The organism is Allobosea sp. 05T439 (assembly GCF_056396005.1).
Map to the genome: position 1 here is coordinate 157167 of NZ_JBFTKP010000006.1, position 15545 is coordinate 172711.

Annotated in this window: 12 protein-coding genes; 9 read left to right on the top strand and 3 right to left on the bottom strand. The window is 64.9% G+C overall.

What is annotated here, in order from left to right:
- Positions 1–2: 2 nt before the first annotated feature.
- Entirely contained in the window at positions 3–1586 is a 1584-nt protein-coding gene (locus tag AC1DIO_RS09205) for an acyl-CoA carboxylase subunit beta (RefSeq protein ID WP_441506078.1), read from the bottom strand.
- A 106-nt stretch (positions 1587–1692) separates the two neighbouring features.
- On the opposite strand from AC1DIO_RS09205, the gene AC1DIO_RS09210 reads away from it, so the two are divergent.
- The 4 genes from AC1DIO_RS09210 to AC1DIO_RS09225 all read left to right on the top strand — a co-directional run bounded on the left by AC1DIO_RS09210 (position 1693) and on the right by AC1DIO_RS09225 (position 7040).
- Positions 1693–2880: an acyl-CoA dehydrogenase family protein gene (locus AC1DIO_RS09210; RefSeq protein WP_441490070.1), complete on the top strand. Its 1188-nt coding sequence runs from the start codon at positions 1693–1695 to the stop codon at positions 2878–2880.
- Positions 2877–3500 carry a TetR/AcrR family transcriptional regulator gene (locus AC1DIO_RS09215; protein WP_441506079.1) on the top strand — a complete coding sequence of 208 codons (624 nt, stop codon included), beginning with the start codon at positions 2877–2879 and terminating at the stop codon, positions 3498–3500. The genes AC1DIO_RS09210 and AC1DIO_RS09215 overlap by 4 nt, the downstream gene beginning before the upstream one ends.
- A gap of 68 nt (positions 3501–3568) precedes the next feature.
- The gene (locus tag AC1DIO_RS09220) at positions 3569–5905 is read left to right on the top strand and encodes a putative bifunctional diguanylate cyclase/phosphodiesterase (RefSeq protein WP_476769003.1); all 2337 of its coding nucleotides are present in this window, start codon (positions 3569–3571) and stop codon (positions 5903–5905) included.
- A gap of 91 nt (positions 5906–5996) precedes the next feature.
- Positions 5997–7040 (top strand): histone deacetylase family protein, encoded by a 1044-nt coding sequence (locus AC1DIO_RS09225; RefSeq protein ID WP_441506081.1) that lies wholly within the window; start codon positions 5997–5999, stop codon positions 7038–7040.
- Between the two features lie 113 nt (positions 7041–7153).
- Here the strand turns inward: AC1DIO_RS09225 and AC1DIO_RS09230 are convergent, their stop codons facing one another.
- Positions 7154–8710 carry an acetolactate synthase large subunit gene (locus tag AC1DIO_RS09230; protein WP_441506082.1) on the bottom strand — a complete coding sequence of 519 codons (1557 nt, stop codon included), beginning with the start codon at positions 8708–8710 and terminating at the stop codon, positions 7154–7156.
- Between the two features lie 240 nt (positions 8711–8950).
- Here AC1DIO_RS09230 and AC1DIO_RS09235 point away from each other — a divergent pair, with 240 nt between their 5' ends.
- From AC1DIO_RS09235 to AC1DIO_RS09250, 4 genes are read left to right on the top strand one after another with little or no spacing between them, the layout of a single operon-like run.
- Positions 8951–9919: an ABC transporter substrate-binding protein gene (locus tag AC1DIO_RS09235; RefSeq protein WP_441490064.1), complete on the top strand. Its 969-nt coding sequence runs from the start codon at positions 8951–8953 to the stop codon at positions 9917–9919.
- Positions 9916–10422 carry a mismatch-specific DNA-glycosylase gene (locus tag AC1DIO_RS09240; protein ID WP_476853350.1) on the top strand — a complete coding sequence of 169 codons (507 nt, stop codon included), beginning with the start codon at positions 9916–9918 and terminating at the stop codon, positions 10420–10422. The genes AC1DIO_RS09235 and AC1DIO_RS09240 overlap by 4 nt, the downstream gene beginning before the upstream one ends.
- Before the next feature lie 2 nt (positions 10423–10424).
- On the top strand, positions 10425–11198 hold the full coding sequence (locus AC1DIO_RS09245) for an ABC transporter permease (protein ID WP_069877596.1): 774 nt from the start codon (positions 10425–10427) through the stop codon (positions 11196–11198).
- Entirely contained in the window at positions 11195–11974 is a 780-nt protein-coding gene (locus AC1DIO_RS09250; RefSeq protein ID WP_476853351.1) for an ABC transporter ATP-binding protein, read from the top strand. Before AC1DIO_RS09245 ends, AC1DIO_RS09250 begins: the two co-directional genes overlap by 4 nt.
- 95 nt (positions 11975–12069) lie before the next feature.
- Here the strand turns inward: AC1DIO_RS09250 and AC1DIO_RS09255 are convergent, their stop codons facing one another.
- A complete protein-coding gene (locus AC1DIO_RS09255; protein WP_441506085.1) occupies positions 12070–14418 on the bottom strand; it encodes a multicopper oxidase family protein in 2349 nt (782 codons plus the stop codon).
- 344 nt (positions 14419–14762) lie between these two features.
- Here AC1DIO_RS09255 and AC1DIO_RS09260 point away from each other — a divergent pair, with 344 nt between their 5' ends.
- Positions 14763–15518: a FadR/GntR family transcriptional regulator gene (locus AC1DIO_RS09260; RefSeq protein ID WP_441506086.1), complete on the top strand. Its 756-nt coding sequence runs from the start codon at positions 14763–14765 to the stop codon at positions 15516–15518.
- Positions 15519–15545 lie beyond the last annotated feature (27 nt).

Genomic DNA, 15545 nt, shown 5'->3' on the forward strand with positions numbered 1-15545 from the left:
GGTCACATCCGGTAGACGGGGCGAGGGGAGGTGTCGCGCGCTTCGCCTGCGGCAAGCGAGAGACACAGGCCGAGCACGTCGCGCGTCTGCGCCGGCTCGATGATCCCGTCATCCCAGAGCCGTGCAGTCGCATAATACGGGTCGCTCTGCTCCTCGAACTGGGCCCGCGTCCTGCGATCGAGCTCGGCGATCGTTGCCTCGTCGGCCGCGCCCTTCAGGCTCTGGCGGCGCAGTTCCGTGACGACCGTGGCTGCAACCTCGGGGCTCATCGTGGCGATACGGGCATTCGGCCAGGAGAACAGGAAACGTGGCCGGAAGCCGCGCCCGCACATGCCGTAATTCCCGGCGCCATAGGAGCCGCCGATCAGCACGGTGTATTTGGGAACGCGCGCATTCGAGACGGCATAGACCAGCTTGGCGGAATGCTTGGCGATGCCCCCGCGTTCGGCTGCGGTGCCGACCATGAAGCCGGTGATGTTCTGCAGGAAGATCAGGGGGATCTGGCGCTGGTCGCAGAGCTCGATGAAATGGGCGCCCTTCAGCGCCGATTCTGAGAAGAGCACGCCATTATTGGCGATGATCCCGACGGGGTAACCGTGGATGCGGGCGAAGCCGGTGACGAGGGTTGCGCCATAATCGGGCTTGAAGACATTGAAGCTGCTGTCGTCGACGACGCGGGCGATCACCTCGCGCACGTCATAGGGTCTGCGTAGGTCGGTCGGGACGATGTGCTCGAGTTCGGCCGCATCGAGCCGCGGTGGCACGGACGGGTAGGGCGCTGCGCCCAGCCTGCCGATTTCGCCGAGCGAGCCGACGATCTCGCGGAGCTTGGCGAGGCCCTCCATTTCCGTTTCGACCAGATGGTCGCTGACGCCCGAGACCTGGGTGTGCATCTCGGCCCCGCCCAGGGTCTCGCCATCGACGATCTCGTGGATCGCAGCCTTCACGATCGGAGGGCCGCCGAGATGGATGCGCCCGGTGCCCCTGACCATGATCACTTCGTCGGACAGCGCTGGAATATAAGCGCCGCCGGCGGTGCAGCCGCCGAAGACGAGCGAGATCTGGGGAATGCCGGCCGCCGACATCCGGCATTGGTTGTAGAAGGAACCGCCGAAATGGTCGCGGTCCGGAAAGACCCGGTCCTGTTCCGGCAGGAAGGCCCCGCCGCAATCGACCAGGTAGAGGCAGGGCAGGCGATGTTCCTCGGCAATCTCCTGCGCCCTGAGATGCTTGCGCACTGTCTCGGCGAAGAACGAGCCGCCCTTCACCGTCGCGTCATTGGCGATCAGCATGCAGGCACGGCCGGAGACGGTGCCGATGCCGGTGACGATGCCGGCGCCGGGCACCTCGTTGCCGTAGAGCCCCCAGGCTGCCAGCGGCGAGAGTTCGAGGAAGGGGGATTGGGCGTCGAGCAGCAGGTCGATGCGCTCGCGCACCATGATCTTGCCGCGCGTTTCGTGCCGCTCGCGCATTCTGGGGCCGCCGCCATTGGCGACGAGGGCATGGCGCTCGCGCAGGGTGGCGAGCATCTCGGTGAGAGGCGGGGGCACGTTTGCGCGCGCTTCGCTCGTGGAGCCTGCAGACATGGTTCCTCCCGCCTCGGCGCTCGCCCTTGATCTCGTTGATCAAGTCACCTACCGTCCGTTAGGTAGGCGACTTTGCGCCGAGAGGTCAAGCAGCGGGGAGAGTGCGATGACGGCGGTGGACAGACTGGGGCCCAGGACCGACGAAGAGCTGCGCCGCTCGCCTTACTTCACCGAGGAGCACGAGGCGCTGCGCGATCAATTGCGCCGCTTCGTCGAGACCGAGATCAAGCCGCATGCGCTCGCCTGGGAGGAGGCCGGTTTCGTGCCGCGGGAGGTGCTGCGTCGGATGGGCGAGCTCGGTTTCTTCGGCATCCGCTACCCCGCCGAATTCGGCGGCTCGGAGATGGATACGCTGGCGACCGTGATCCTGGCCGAGGAGCTTGGTCGCTCGACTTTCTCCGGCGTTGCTATCACCGCGTTGGTCCATACCGACATGGCCTCTGTCCATGTCTTCAATGCCGGCAGCAAGGCGCAGCATGACCGCTACATGCCGGACATCATCGCCGGCAAGACGATCTGCGCGGTGGCGGTGACCGAGCCTGACGCGGGTTCGGATGTGAAGGGCATCCGCACCACGGCACGGCGCGAGGGCGAAACCTATGTCCTGAACGGCGCCAAGATGTTCATCACCAACGGTGTCCATGCCGATCTCTACTGCGTCGCCGCCAAGACCGATCTCTCGGCCAGGCCCTCGCAATCGGTCTCGATCTTCCTGGTCGAGAAGGGAACGCCCGGTTTCCGGGTCTCACGCGCACTCGACAAACACGGCTGGCGCTCTTCCGACACCGCCGAGCTCGTCTTCGAGGACTGCCGCATCCCGGCCGCGAACCTGCTCGGCCAGGAGGGGCGCGGCTTCTACGCGATCATGCGCAACTTCCAGAATGAGCGCACGGTCATCGGCGCGATGGCGATGGGCGAGGCGCAGGCTGCGCTCGATCTCACGCTGGATTATGTCCGCACCCGCAAAGCCTTCGGGGCTCCACTCTGGGAAAAGCAGGCCATCCGCCAGAAGCTCGCCATGCTCTCCGCCAAGGTCGAGGCGGGGCGCCAGCTCGTCTATCACGCCGCCTGGCTCGACGCCCGTGGCGCTGAGGCAACGCGCGAGGTCTCTATGGTCAAGGCGTATTGCGGCGAACTGGTCAACGAGGTGATGTATGCCTGCCTGCAGTTCCATGGCGGCATGGGGTTCATGCGCGAAAGCGCCATTGAACGCCTGACGCGGGATGCGCGGGTCCAGTCGATTGGCGGCGGGGCCACCGAAGTCATGCTGGAAGAGGTGGCGAAGCGGTTGTGAGCATTCAGACGACGAAAGCGGAGCGCGGTGCCGTAGAAGGGGGCGCGCGCCGGCTGATCCTCGACACGGCTGCACGCCTGCTGCGCCAGGGTGGCTATCACCAGACCACCCTGCGCGAGATCGCCGAGGCGGTCGGTATCCGCAAGGCCAGCCTCTACTATCACTTCGCGTCGAAGGAGGAGATCGTCGAGGCCGTCGTCAATGACGGCGTTCGCTTCGTTCAGGAGGCGGTGGTTGCCGCTTTGCAGGGATCCGAGGGGGCCGAGCCACGTGCCCGGCTGGAATGCGCGATTCACGCACATCTGACGGCGCTGCATGGCCATGGCGATTACACCTCGGCGAGCATCAAGGCCTTTGCCTTCGGCGCGATGTCGGTGCCGGACAGCGTGCGCAGGGTTCGCCGCGCTTATGAGGACGTCTGGCGTCTCCTGATCGCCGAGCTTCAGGCCGCCGATGTGATCGCCGCAGAGCGTTCGCCGGAGGCGCTGCGCCTCTTCCTGCTCGGCGCCCTCAACGGCTCCACCGACTGGTACCGCCCCGGGCGCTTCGACATCCCGGAACTGGCACGCGAATTCGCCGCTCTGATTGCGCCGCGAGCCGGGCTTGCCACGCCCGATTGACGCATTGCGCTGCAACAAGTTCCGGCTGCCTTAACGCGGTTTTGACCTTCGCATCGTAACGATGCGGCATGCAACGCGACAGTTTGTTCCGATTTGGTGGAGAATTCCGCGATTCCGACCGGGAGGAGATCTTCCAGGCGGCCCGGTTGCCGGAGACCCTCCGGCAGTGCCGACTGATCTTCCTGATCTCGGCGCTGCTGAACACGTTCTTCCTCGTCAGCGACTGGCGCTTCTTCGGGACGCCGCATTTCCTCGTCGCGGTGTCAGCACGCCTCTCCGTCGTGGCGGTGTCGGTTCTCTGTGCGATCCTGATCCGCAGGGCTACCCGCTTCAAGCAGGCCGAGGCCGTGACCGTCCTGTGGGAGGTCGGCTGCGCCGTGGCGGTCGCCTTCCTGGTCAGCTCGCGCAGCGATCTGGCGCTTTTCGTCGTGTTGCTGCTGCCCTCCATCTTCTATCTGGTGGCGCCGATATCCTTCCGCTGGACCTTCATCCTCGGCGTCTGCACCAGCCTGCTCATGCTGCTCGGCTATCTCGGTTCGGGCCCCTATCCCAGCACCTTCGTCGGGCTGGTGCTCGTGCTGGCGATGCTGAACTTCGCGCTCGGCCTGGTCGTGATCCACGCCAACCGCCTGAGGCGGCTGGAATGGACTGCGACCCAATCAGAGCGGGCTGCAAAGGAGGAGCTCGACGAGAGCCGCGCCATGATCGAGCGCCTCTTCATGGCCGTGCCGATCCCGCTCGTCGTCGCATCGGTGGCGGATGGGCGCTTCGTGCGGGCCAATGACGCGGCGCTGCGCTTCTTCGGCAAGGGAGCGGGAGGCGATCTGCGCGAGGTGGCTGTGCCGGATGTCTTCGTCGATGCTGAAAGCCGGCGCAGCCTGACCCGGCAATTGCTTCGCGGCGCGCATGTCGGCGAGTTCGAGGCCGAGATCCGTGACGGATCCGGCACGAGCCGCGACGCATTGATCACCGCGACCTCTTTGTCGATGGGCCAGTCCTCGACGATCGTCGCCGGCATTGTCGACATCACCGAGCGCAAGGCCGCCGAAGCGCATGTTCGCTGGCAGGCGACGCATGACGCTCTGACGGGCCTGCCGAACCGCCTGCTCTTCCAGGAGCGTCTGCAGGAAGCCCTGGCGGATCTCGGCGATGGCGAGACCGTGAGCCTGTTCCTGGTCGATCTCGACGACTTCAAATCGGTCAACGACACGCTTGGGCACGATGCCGGAGATGCCCTGCTGAACGAAGCGGCCGCGCGCCTCCTGCGCCATACGGCCCCCGGAGATCTCGTCGCGCGACTGGGCGGCGACGAATTCGTGGTGCTCTCGACCGAGACGATGGACGTGCCCGAGGCTCAGGCCAAGGCGGAACGGCTGCTGACGGCGCTGCGTGGCCCGCTCAGCCATCTCGGACACGCGATTTCCTCTCGCGCCAGTCTCGGCATCGCGCTTGCGCCACAGCATGATAGCGCTCCGATCGAGCTGATGAAGGATGCCGATCTCGCGCTCTATCGCGCCAAGGCCTTGGGCCGGAACATGGCGGTGGTCTATGACAGCGGCATGCGCGAGGCGATGAACGCGCGCGTCGCCATTTGCCGCGAATTGGCCGAGGCGTTGGCGCAGGACCGCATCCTGCCCTTCTATCAGCCGCAGGTTTCACTGGTCACTGGCGCCATCGATGGCCTTGAGGCGCTGGCACGTTGGCGCCATCCGGAACGCGGGATCGTACCGGCAGCCGCGTTCGTCCATGGGTTGGAAGATCCGGAGACCGCTTCTGCGATCGGCGATGTCATCCTGCGCAAGGCGATTGCCGATCTGAGCAACTGGCTGGCAACGGGGATCACGGTCCCGCGGGTCTGGGTCAATCTCGCGCCAGCGGTGTTCCGCGATCCGCAGTTTTCGGAGAAGCTGCTGGCCCAGCTGGCAGAGGCGGGCGTCCCGACATCCTGCTTTGGCGTCGAAGTCACCGAGACGGTGCTCCTGGCCCGCGCGGCCGGGGATGCCGAGCGCGCGCTGAAGACGCTTCGCCAGCGCGGGGTCTCCGTCGCGCTGGACGATTTCGGCACCGGCTATGCGTCGCTGACCCATCTCAGGCGCTTCCCCGTCGATGTCATCAAGATTGATCGCGGATTTGTCCGCCATCTCGACGAGGGTGGGGAGGATGCTGCCATCGTGCGCGCGATCATCAACCTCGCGGCCGACCTGAAGCTGGATCTGATCGCGGAGGGCGTCGAGACACGGAAGCAGGAGGCCTTCCTGCGCCAGTGCGGCTGCAGCTTCGCGCAAGGCTATCGCTATTCCCGTCCGGTCCCGGCGCATCGGGTGCCGTGGCTGAGCCAGCAGTCAGGCTTGCAGCCGGCCGAACCCGCCATGGATGCAGACCGGGGCGGCGTGGCTGCGGCCTGACCACGCGCCCGGCGCTTGCTAAGCATGTCATTGCAAGCTCGCGCACCGTCGAGGGGATGGTGCAGATCAACAATCCGAGGACCGTTTCCGCATGCGCGCCTTCTATCACCCGGACCAGTCGCTTCACGATCCGCAGCAATACATGCGCTTCGGCCGCGTTGTCGCGCCGAAGGATCTGCCGGAACGCACGGAGCAATTGCTGGGCGCGCTCGCCCGCCATGGCATCACGCCGGAGCGCCCCGGCGCTCACGGCGTCGACCCGATCCTGGCCGTGCACAGCGAGGAATTCGTCCGCTTCCTCGAGACGCTGTGGGAGCGCTGGGTCCAACTGCCAGAGCGTGGCCCCGAAGCGTGGCCCAACACTTTCCCCTATTGGAGCGGCAGGGTCGATGAGGACATGCGTTCGCCTTGTCGGCCAACCGGCCTGATGGGCCAGCTCGGCTGGTTCCTCGGCGATCTCTCCGTGCCGGTCGGCGAGCACTGCTGGACCTCGACACTGCGCTCGGCCGAGACGGCGGTCTCAGGTGCTGACGCCATCCTGGCCGGCGAGCACGCGGTCTATGCGCTTTGCCGCCCGTCCGGCCACCATGCCCGTGCCGATCGCGCCACCGGTTTCTGCTACATCAACAATACGGCGGTTGCGGCCCAGCGCCTGCGCTCCAAGTTCGGCAAGGTCGCGATCCTTGATGTCGATGCGCATCATGGCGACGGCACGCAGCAGATCTTCTACCGCCGCTCGGATGTGCTGACGATCTCGGTCCATGCCGACCCGGTGAACTATTATCCCTTCTTCACCGGGTATGCGGACGAGCGCGGCAACGGTGCGGGCGAGGGCTTCAATATCAACCTGCCGCTCGCCCATGGCGCGGGCGGCGCCGAAATGGAAGCCGCCGTCGATCGTGCCGGCAAGGCCATCCGTGACTTCGGCGCCGAGGCGCTGGTCATCGCGCTCGGCTATGACGCGCACAAGGACGACCCGATCGGTGTGCTCAAGCTCGAGGCTTGCGATTTCGGAACGATCGGGCGGCAGGTGAAGGCCATGGGATTGCCGACCCTGGTGGTGCAGGAAGGGGGCTATGCGATCGAGGCGATCGGCGGCTGCCTCGACGGCTTCCTGACCGGCTTTGGCGCCTGAAGACGGCGCCCTCGTGATGTCCGGCCCTGGGCCGGGCATCACGCCTTGAAGCCACAATCGATCAACGAGGGCGCGGAGGCCGGGGCAAGCCCGGCCTCCGCGCCAGGCGAAGTTCAGATCACTGCCTCGATCAGGAACGGTCCCTTCCGGGACAATGCGCCCTGGAACAGCTTGGTGAATTCCTCGGCGGTGGTCGCGCGGCCCGCTTCGACGCCCATGCCGCGCGCCATCGAGACCCAGTCGAGCGCCGGCTCGTCGAGATTGAGCATCAGCTTGGCGTTGCGGCCGAAATCATTGACACCGACGGCGCGCATCTCGCCATGCAGGATCTGGTAGGTCCGGTTGGCAAAGACCACCGTGACGACGTCGAGATTCTCGCGCGCCTGTGTCCACAGGCCCTGAACCGTATACATGCCGGAGCCATCGGCCTGCATGCCGATGACCTTGCGGTCCGGGCAGGCCACCGCTGCGCCGATCGCGAGTGGAATGCCCTCGCCAATCGCGCCGCCGGTGAGCTGGATATAGTCGTGCTGCGGGGCGTTGTGGCATTGCTGGTAGAAGACGCGGCCCGATGAGACCGACTCGTCGCAGATGATGCTGTTCTCGGGCAGCAGCGTCGCCACGATCGTGCAGACCTTGTCGGCGTCGAGCGCGCCGGTCGGCAGGGCAGCAACCTCCTTGCGAGGCTCCGCGACATAGAGCGGTTGGCTCTGGCGCGCGCCAAGCTCATCGGCCAGCGCCTCGATCGCGAGCGGCAGGTCGTCGCCGATCTCGGCCAGCGTCACCACCGCGCAGCTGTCCTGGATCAGGCGGCCGGGCTTGCCCGGATAGGCAAAGAAGCCGACCGGCACCTTGGCGCCGACCAGAACCAAAAGGTCGATATCCTTGAGCGCCTCGAGCGCGATATCGACCGGGTAGGGCACTTTCGGCAGGGCGACACGGCCGACGCCGCGCTCGATGCGGCCATTCGACATCTGGCCGAAAACGCGCGCGCCGGTGACGGCGCAGATCCGCGCCGCCATCGCCATCGGGCCTTCGCGCAAAGCCATATTGGTCATCATCAGGGCGGCACGCTTGCCGTGCTTGCGAAGGGCGGCTGCGGCCTCCTTCACGGCGGTCATATCGACCGATTTCAGCTTGGGCACCGCGACCGGCGCAAGCTTGGCCGGCGCGACGCTGCCCCAGGCGCAATCCGCCGGAAGGATCACGGTGGTTACGCCCGGCAGCGACATGGCGGCGGCATAGGATTCGCCGATCGCCGGGCCGACATCCTCGGGCGTCGTGATCCGACGGACGAAATGGGACATCGGCTGGGCCAGGCTTTCGATATCGCTGGTCAGTGGCGCGTCATGGACGAGATGATAGGTCGCGTGATCGCCGACCACATTGATCATCGGAGTCCAGGCCCGCCTTGCATTGTGCATGTTGGCAAGGGCGTTCGCCATGCCGGGGCCGCAATGAAGCAGCGTCGCCGCCGGCTTGTCGGCCATGCGGGCGTAGCCGTCGGCCGCACCGGTCACCACACCCTCGAACAAGCCGAGTACGCAGCGCATCTCCGGCTTGCGGTCGAGCGCCGCGACGAAATGCATTTCGGAGGTGCCGGGATTGGCAAAGCAGACATCCACGTCATTGACGAGGAGGGTATCGCAAAGGCGGTCGGCGCCGTTCATTCTGGAAGGACCTCTTGGGAGATGCGCGGCGCGCAGGACCCTGCGAAGGGAACGGAACCCTCGTCCGGTGTCAAACAAGAGAAATTTATCACCTTCGTTCAGGAAACTGATCGCCGCCTTGACGGTTTTGCATATGCATTTAACCTGCCTTGGAATGAAGGTTGCATCCCGCTTCGGATGAGGCGATGGGCTTTAAGTCTCACGGGCGCGAACGACATCAACCAGGGGAAGGGTTTCGACATGACAGGTTTGAAGCGTATCGGAGCCGCGGCCGGACTTGGCTTCGCGGCGCTGCTGGCTGCCACGGGCGCACAGGCGCAGACCAAGGTTTCGATCGGCATTTCCGGCTGGACCGGTTTCGCGCCCCTGGTGCTGGCCAAGGAGGCCGGCATCTTCGCCAAGAATGGCCTCGATGTGTCAATCAAGAAGATCCCGCAGAAGGACCGTCACCTTGCCATCGCCTCCGGCGATATCCAGTGCGCCGCCACGACTGTCGAGACCTGGATCGTCTGGGACGCCGCCGGGATCAAGACCAAGCAGCTCTTCCAGCTCGACAAGAGCTATGGCGCCGACGGCATGGCGGTGCGTAGCGCGACCGGCTCGATCAAGGATCTGAAGGGCAAGACGGTTGCTGCCTCTGCGCCCGGCACGTCGCCCTATTTCGCGCTCGCCTGGTTCCTCAAGGAGAACGGCATGTCGGTCAAGGACGTGACCGTGGTCAACATGGAGCCCGGCCCGGCGGCCCAGGCCTTCATCGCCGGCCAGAATGATGCGGCCATGACCTATGAGCCCTATCTCTCTGCCGTGCGCGACAAGCCGGATGCCGGCAAGATCATCGCGACCACGCTCGATTATCCGATGGTGATGGACACCTTCGGCTGCACGCCGGCCTTCATCGCGGGCAACGAGGCTGCCGTGAAGGGGCTGACCAAGAGCTATTTCGAGGCGCTCGAACTGATCAAGGCCGATCAGGCCAAGGCCTATGGCATCATGGGCGCCGACGTGAAGCAGTCCGGTGAGCAGTTCGGCAAATCCGCCGGCTTCCTGCGCTGGTCGGATGCCGAGGGCAACAAGAAGTTCTTCTCCGGGGAATGGCAGGCCTTCACCACCAAGGCGGCCGACCTGCTGCTCGAGATCGGCCTGATCAAGTCGAAGCCCGATATCACCACGCTGGTCGATACGCGCTTCGTTTCGGGCGGTGCGATGTGACGATCCTGCCGGACGTGCTTGCGCCACGTCTGGGAATCGTCTTCTGCGGCACTCAGGCCGGGCGCGCCTCAGCCTTGCGGCGCGCCTATTACGCCGGACCGGGGAACAAGTTCTGGCGGGTGCTTCACACCATCGGCCTTCTTCCCCGGCAATTCAGGCCTGAGGATTTTCCTCACTTGCTCGACTATGGGTTTGGTCTCACCGACGTCGCGAAAGCGACCTCCGGGCCGGATGCCGCGCTCGTTCGTGCTCATTTCGATGTTGAAGGATTCTTGATGAAGATGCGTGCGACGGCTCCGGCCTTCATCGCCTTCAACGGCAAGCGGGCGGCCGAGGCCGTGCTGGGTCAATCCAGTGCTGCCATCGGCTATGGCCGCCAGCTGGTTGATGTCGCGGGTTGCGCGACTTTCGTGCTGCCATCGACCTCCGGCGCGGCCTCGGGCTTCTGGTCGGTCGAACCCTGGCAGGAACTGGCCTCGGCCTGGCGTTMGCGGGCGATTTGACGATGAAGCCGCTTCAGCCCGTTTCCGTCCCGTCCCGCGTCGCGCTGGGGCTCGGCTTCTTCGTACTCTTCGTTGCGCTCTGGTCGGTCGCGACCTTCGGCGGCTATGTCCAGCGCCTCTTCCTGGCCGATCCGCTGACCATGGTCGGCGAGGGCTACAAGCTGCTCGTCGAATACGGCTTCGCGTTCGATATCGGCATGACGATCTGGCGTGTCCTCGGCGGCTTCATCCTCGCGGTCATCGTCGCGCTGCCGCTCGGCATCCTGATGGGCGCCTACAAGCCGATCGAGGCCTTCTTCGAGCCCTTCGTCTCCTTCGCGCGCTACCTGCCGGCCTCGGCCTTCATCCCGCTGCTGATCCTCTGGGCCGGCATCGGCGAGACGCAGAAGCTGCTCGTCATCTTCATCGGCTCGGTCTTCCAGATCATCCTGATGATCGCCGTCGCGGTGGGCTCGATCCGGCGCGATCTCGTCGATGCCGCCTATACGCTGGGCGCCAGCGACCGTTCCGTGGTGATGCGCGTGCTGCTGCCCAATGCTGCGCCCGAGATCGCCGAGATCCTGCGCATGGTGCTGGGCTGGGCCTGGACCTATGTCATCGTCGCCGAGCTGATCGGTTCCTCCTCCGGCATCGGCCACATGATCACCGACAGCCAGGCGCTGCTGAACACCGGGCAGATCATCTTCGGCATCATCGTCATCGGCCTGATCGGGCTGATCTCGGATTTCCTGTTCAAGGCGGTCAATCAGCGCCTGTTCCCCTGGGCCGCGAAATGAGCAAGCTCATCATCGACAATGTCGGAAAATCCTTCCCCGCGCGTCACGGTGGGCAGGCGACACGGGCGCTGATGCCGACGTCCCTCAGCGTCTCCGACAACGACTTCATCACCATTCTCGGCCCCTCCGGCTGCGGCAAGTCGACCTTGCTGCGCATGATCGGCGGGCTGGAGACGCCGACGGAAGGGCGCATCCTGCTCGATGGCGAGACGGTGACAGGGCCCGGTGCGGATCGCGGTTTCGTCTTTCAGAGCTATACCCTCTTTCCCTGGCTGACCGTGGCGCAGAACATCGCCTTCGGCCTGCGCGAGAAKGGCGTGCCGGAGGCGGAGCGGCTGCGGATCGCCGTCGACTGKGCCGGACGCATCGGTCTCAAGGGCTTCGAGAACCATTTCCCCAAGCAGCTGTCGGGCGGCATGCAGCAGCGCACCGCGATCGCGCGTGCCCTCGCCAATGATCCAAAGATCCTGTTGCTGGACGAGCCCTTCGGCGCGCTCGACAACCAGACACGCGCCCTGATGCAGGAAATGCTGCTCGGCATCTGGGAGCGTGAGCAGAAGACCGTGCTCTTCGTCACCCATGACGTCGAGGAGGCGATCTTCATGGCCTCGCGCGTCGTGGTGATCAGCGCCCGGCCGGGACGCGTCAAGGCGGACATCCCGGTCGACCTCCCGCATCCGCGGCCCTACACGATCAAGACGAGCCCGGAATTCGTCGCGCTCAAGGAGCGGCTGGTCGAGGAGATCCGGGCAGAGGTGATGGCGAGCGCGGCTTAGCCCGCGATCTTGTGCAGCGGAGCTCCGGCGATCGGTCGCCCTGTCTTGGTCAGGAGCGTGCAGATCCTGCAACTCTGAGTTTCCGGGGATCTCCTTCAGGTAGAATTTCGGGCTGCTTGAAGGTCACGCCGTTCGGCGTCGGGATCGGCGTCTGTGTCACCACATATTGCGGCTGGCCCTTGAAGTTCGGATCTCCGGGTGGAGGCGTCAGGAGCTGGAGCCGCAGCAGCATCCTCATGGGTGGCGTTATGGCAATGGGTCACATAGGCCCCGCCGAACTCCCCGAACCGCACCTGGAATTTCACCTTGCCCGAGGGCCGCAGGCGCCAGACATCCTTGCGTACAAGGCGCTCCGTTGCGGGAATGGCAGCTCCGCCGCGGTCGATGGTGACGCCTTCCTCGAAATGAAGGTGAATCGGGTGGTCCCAGCCGCCCCCGCCATTGACGAGGGTCCAGTGCTCCACCTCGCCCGGCTTGGGGACCAGGAGGGAGATGCGGTTGGCGTTGAGCGAGTGCGCTGCTTGGCCGTTGACTTTGATGGTCCAGGGAAAGGAATCGGCATTGCCGCAATCGGGGATGCATTGCCCGTCAGCAGTATTGCGAGAATCTCCACCCCCTGACCTGCCGAATTCAAGGGTCCGCTCACGCACTGGCGCGACGATCGGGATTTGACTGGTCAGGGTCTTGGCGCCGGACCGCCACTCGGGATCGGTGAAATTGACGCTGCGATCCTTGTCGAGCGGATTGCTGGCATTGTAGATCTTGCCGGGATTGTCGACGCTTTGCAGCGAATTCACGACCCGGAACTCAAGGAAGGGGCCGACACAAGGATCGTCACCGCCAGCCTTGAGTGCCCTGTCGATCGAGACGGCGCCGTCTGGCCGGCGCCCGTCGGTCTGCTGCAACAGGTTCACCAGATAGATGCTGTCGCCTGGCGCAAAGGCGGAAAAATCGACAACGATGTCGTAGCGCTCCGCAACGCCCTGCTCGTCCAGCTCGGTCAGGGCGATCGGACTGACAACCAGATTTCCGTCATTGGCGATGAAGTAGAACGGAACTTTGGTGGCTTGCGAGAAGCGAGCACTCTTGTTGACCCCGAGTGCCAGTTTGATGAAGCGCGCGACGGAGACGTTCAGGAGGCGGAAGCGGTAACGTCGCGGCAGCACCTCGAAATACGGATAATAGGTGCCGTTGACCAACAGGATGTCACCCAGGAAGCCATCGGTGTCGAAGATGTCGAACCGGGGCTGCCCATTGGCGTCGAAGGCCGGGTTCGAGATCGCGAGGTTGATGTCGAAATCGACATTGCCCCATTTGAGCTGCGAGCCGCTCGGCAGCCGCAGGTTGATGCCGTCATCGAGATCTTCGCGGCCTCGATCAGGGCCGCTGTAGATGTTGAAGACAGCGAACATGCCCTTGTAGACGTTCTGCGCCGTGAAGAAGAAGCGATGGTCGTGGAACCAGAGGCTGCCCTGGATCTCCCGGAAATCGCCCGGGACCTGAACCAGGCCGTTGCCATCGTCGGGTCCCGAGGCCTTGCGCGCAAAGTCGCGGTCGCTGGTCGGCCAGACGCTCGGCAAATCGCGCCGCGCCATGGCCATTGCCCAGTGATAGTCATAGAAAGTCCCGGGGAAATTGAACGCGTTGCAGGCACCGTCGCTCTCGGCGCCGTTATGCGAATTGTGAAGGTGAACCGAGCTTTCGTTGCGCCCGAATCCGCCATTGATGGCCCGGTCGACCGGCAGGTCGTTGTAGATTCGCGTGAGGATCGGTTCGCCGTAGCGGGCCTTGATCAGAACGGGCCTCGCCAACCCCGTGCGCAGGCCGGCGGCATTCCCCGTCTGCCCAGGCTGCCGGGGGCCGAAGGACCAGACGGAGTTCGCGTTCTGGTCCGGCAGCCCTTGGCCGAATTTGCTGCCCGGTCGGACCTGTCCGACCGACAGCAGATAGCCCACCTTCGGGTAAAGCTCCTCCCAGCGCTGATGCGCGAAGAACTCGCCGGGCGGCCGCCCCTCGAACGGCCCGACACCGGTCACCGGATTGCGGAAGACCGCACCGCCGGAATTGGTGAAGTCGGTGTGATAGGAAAAGCTCCTGGCGGCCAGTTCCGTACCGCCCCCACCCGTCTGCCAGGCCGCATCGCCATTCGGCAGGCGCAGCAGCGGGACCGGCCTCTGAAGCTCGGCCCGCGGCATCGGCGTCTGGAACTTGACTGCGCCGAAAGTCGGGCTGCGCGGCACGCTGTCGGCATAGGCGCTACCGACGAACCGGCCGAGCCCGTTCCTCGCKATCAGAAGCCCGCCGGTCGCGAAATATCCCCAGCGCAGCAGATCGCGTTTGGTGATCTGCCCCAAGGCGAGGGCTCTGACGATCTCGAGCCGGTTTTCCAGAGCGCGCTCAGCTTCCTTCAACAGGACGCCGGTGGTCTCGCGCGGAAGATACATGTCCGCCTCCCCGCATCTGGCCAATGGGTGCGAGCCGCCTCAACAATTATACCCATGAGGCCGGACTGCGGGGAGAGACCATGGTCGGACAAATCGACAAACCAAAGTCCGCGACCTTGGTCGCACTCAGCCGTACCATCGGCCGCTGGCGTTCTGAAAGACCGAGCTGCTGGTACGGGGCGTAACGGCAGGGGCAGGGCCATCGCTGGAACGGAAGGCGCCTGCCTGCGAAGGCTCATTGACATGCCGGTCGCTACGATGGTTTCTTCTCCAAAATTGGCCTGACCACATGGCCAAATTGACCTCGGTACTGCCGAGGCAGGGGATGGACCGGGGAGTGACACGTGCCGCTCGAAGCCGTCGAGTCGCCGCGCCTTTATCGTCAGATCGCCGATCAGCTGCGTCATCTCATTGACCGGCAGGAGTTTCCCGTTGGCGCACGCCTGCCACCTGAGCGGGAACTCGCGGAAAAGCTCGGCGTCTCTCGTCCTTCAGTGCGCGAGGCCTTGATCGCGCTCGAGGTCGAGGGGCGGGTGCGTATCCGCATGGGCTCCGGCGTCTACGTGATCGATCCGCCACGTCCGGTTCCCAGCGCCATCCTTGTCTCCGATGATGCGCCCGAGGGGCCTTTCGAGGTCCTGAAGGCCCGCGAGCTGGTGGAGAGCGCGATCTGCGCCGAGGCGGGAGGGCAGGCAACGGGCGAGGATCTCGCGCGCCTCGAGGAAATCCTGTGCGGAATGGAGGCTCCCGGATTGCCGAGCGACGAACTCGTCGCGCTCGACCGCGCCTTCCATGTCGCGATCGCCGGAATCCTGGGGAACTCCGTTCTGGCGCGCTTTGTTGGCACCTTGTTCGATCAGCGCATCAATCCGTATTTCCAGCAACTCGCGAGCTACTTCGAGAACGAGACATCCTGGCGCACCGCCGTCGCCGAGCACCGGGTTATCCGTGATGCGCTGGCCGCTGGATCGGGAGAGGCCGCCAGCACCGCGATGCGCCGGCACCTGCGCTGCTCGCAGGAGCGTTTTTCGCAGAGTTTCGGTGAAGGGGTTTCAAGCGGGCAGGAGAGCGTCAACTCCTGCCCGGCCAGCAAGAATTGACGCCAAGCAACGATCTTCGAGTCCATG

Coding starts and splice junctions, on each gene's coding strand:
- AC1DIO_RS09245 (WP_069877596.1), top strand. CDS start 10,425: ATGAAGCCGCTTCAGCCCGTTTCCGTCCCGTCCCGCGTCGCGCTGGGG.
- AC1DIO_RS09220 (WP_476769003.1), top strand. CDS start 3,569: ATGCAACGCGACAGTTTGTTCCGATTTGGTGGAGAATTCCGCGATTCC.
- AC1DIO_RS09210 (WP_441490070.1), top strand. CDS start 1,693: ATGACGGCGGTGGACAGACTGGGGCCCAGGACCGACGAAGAGCTGCGC.
- AC1DIO_RS09205 (WP_441506078.1), bottom strand. CDS start 1,586: ATGTCTGCAGGCTCCACGAGCGAAGCGCGCGCAAACGTGCCCCCGCCT.
- AC1DIO_RS09230 (WP_441506082.1), bottom strand. CDS start 8,710: ATGAACGGCGCCGACCGCCTTTGCGATACCCTCCTCGTCAATGACGTG.
- AC1DIO_RS09225 (WP_441506081.1), top strand. CDS start 5,997: ATGCGCGCCTTCTATCACCCGGACCAGTCGCTTCACGATCCGCAGCAA.
- AC1DIO_RS09235 (WP_441490064.1), top strand. CDS start 8,951: ATGACAGGTTTGAAGCGTATCGGAGCCGCGGCCGGACTTGGCTTCGCG.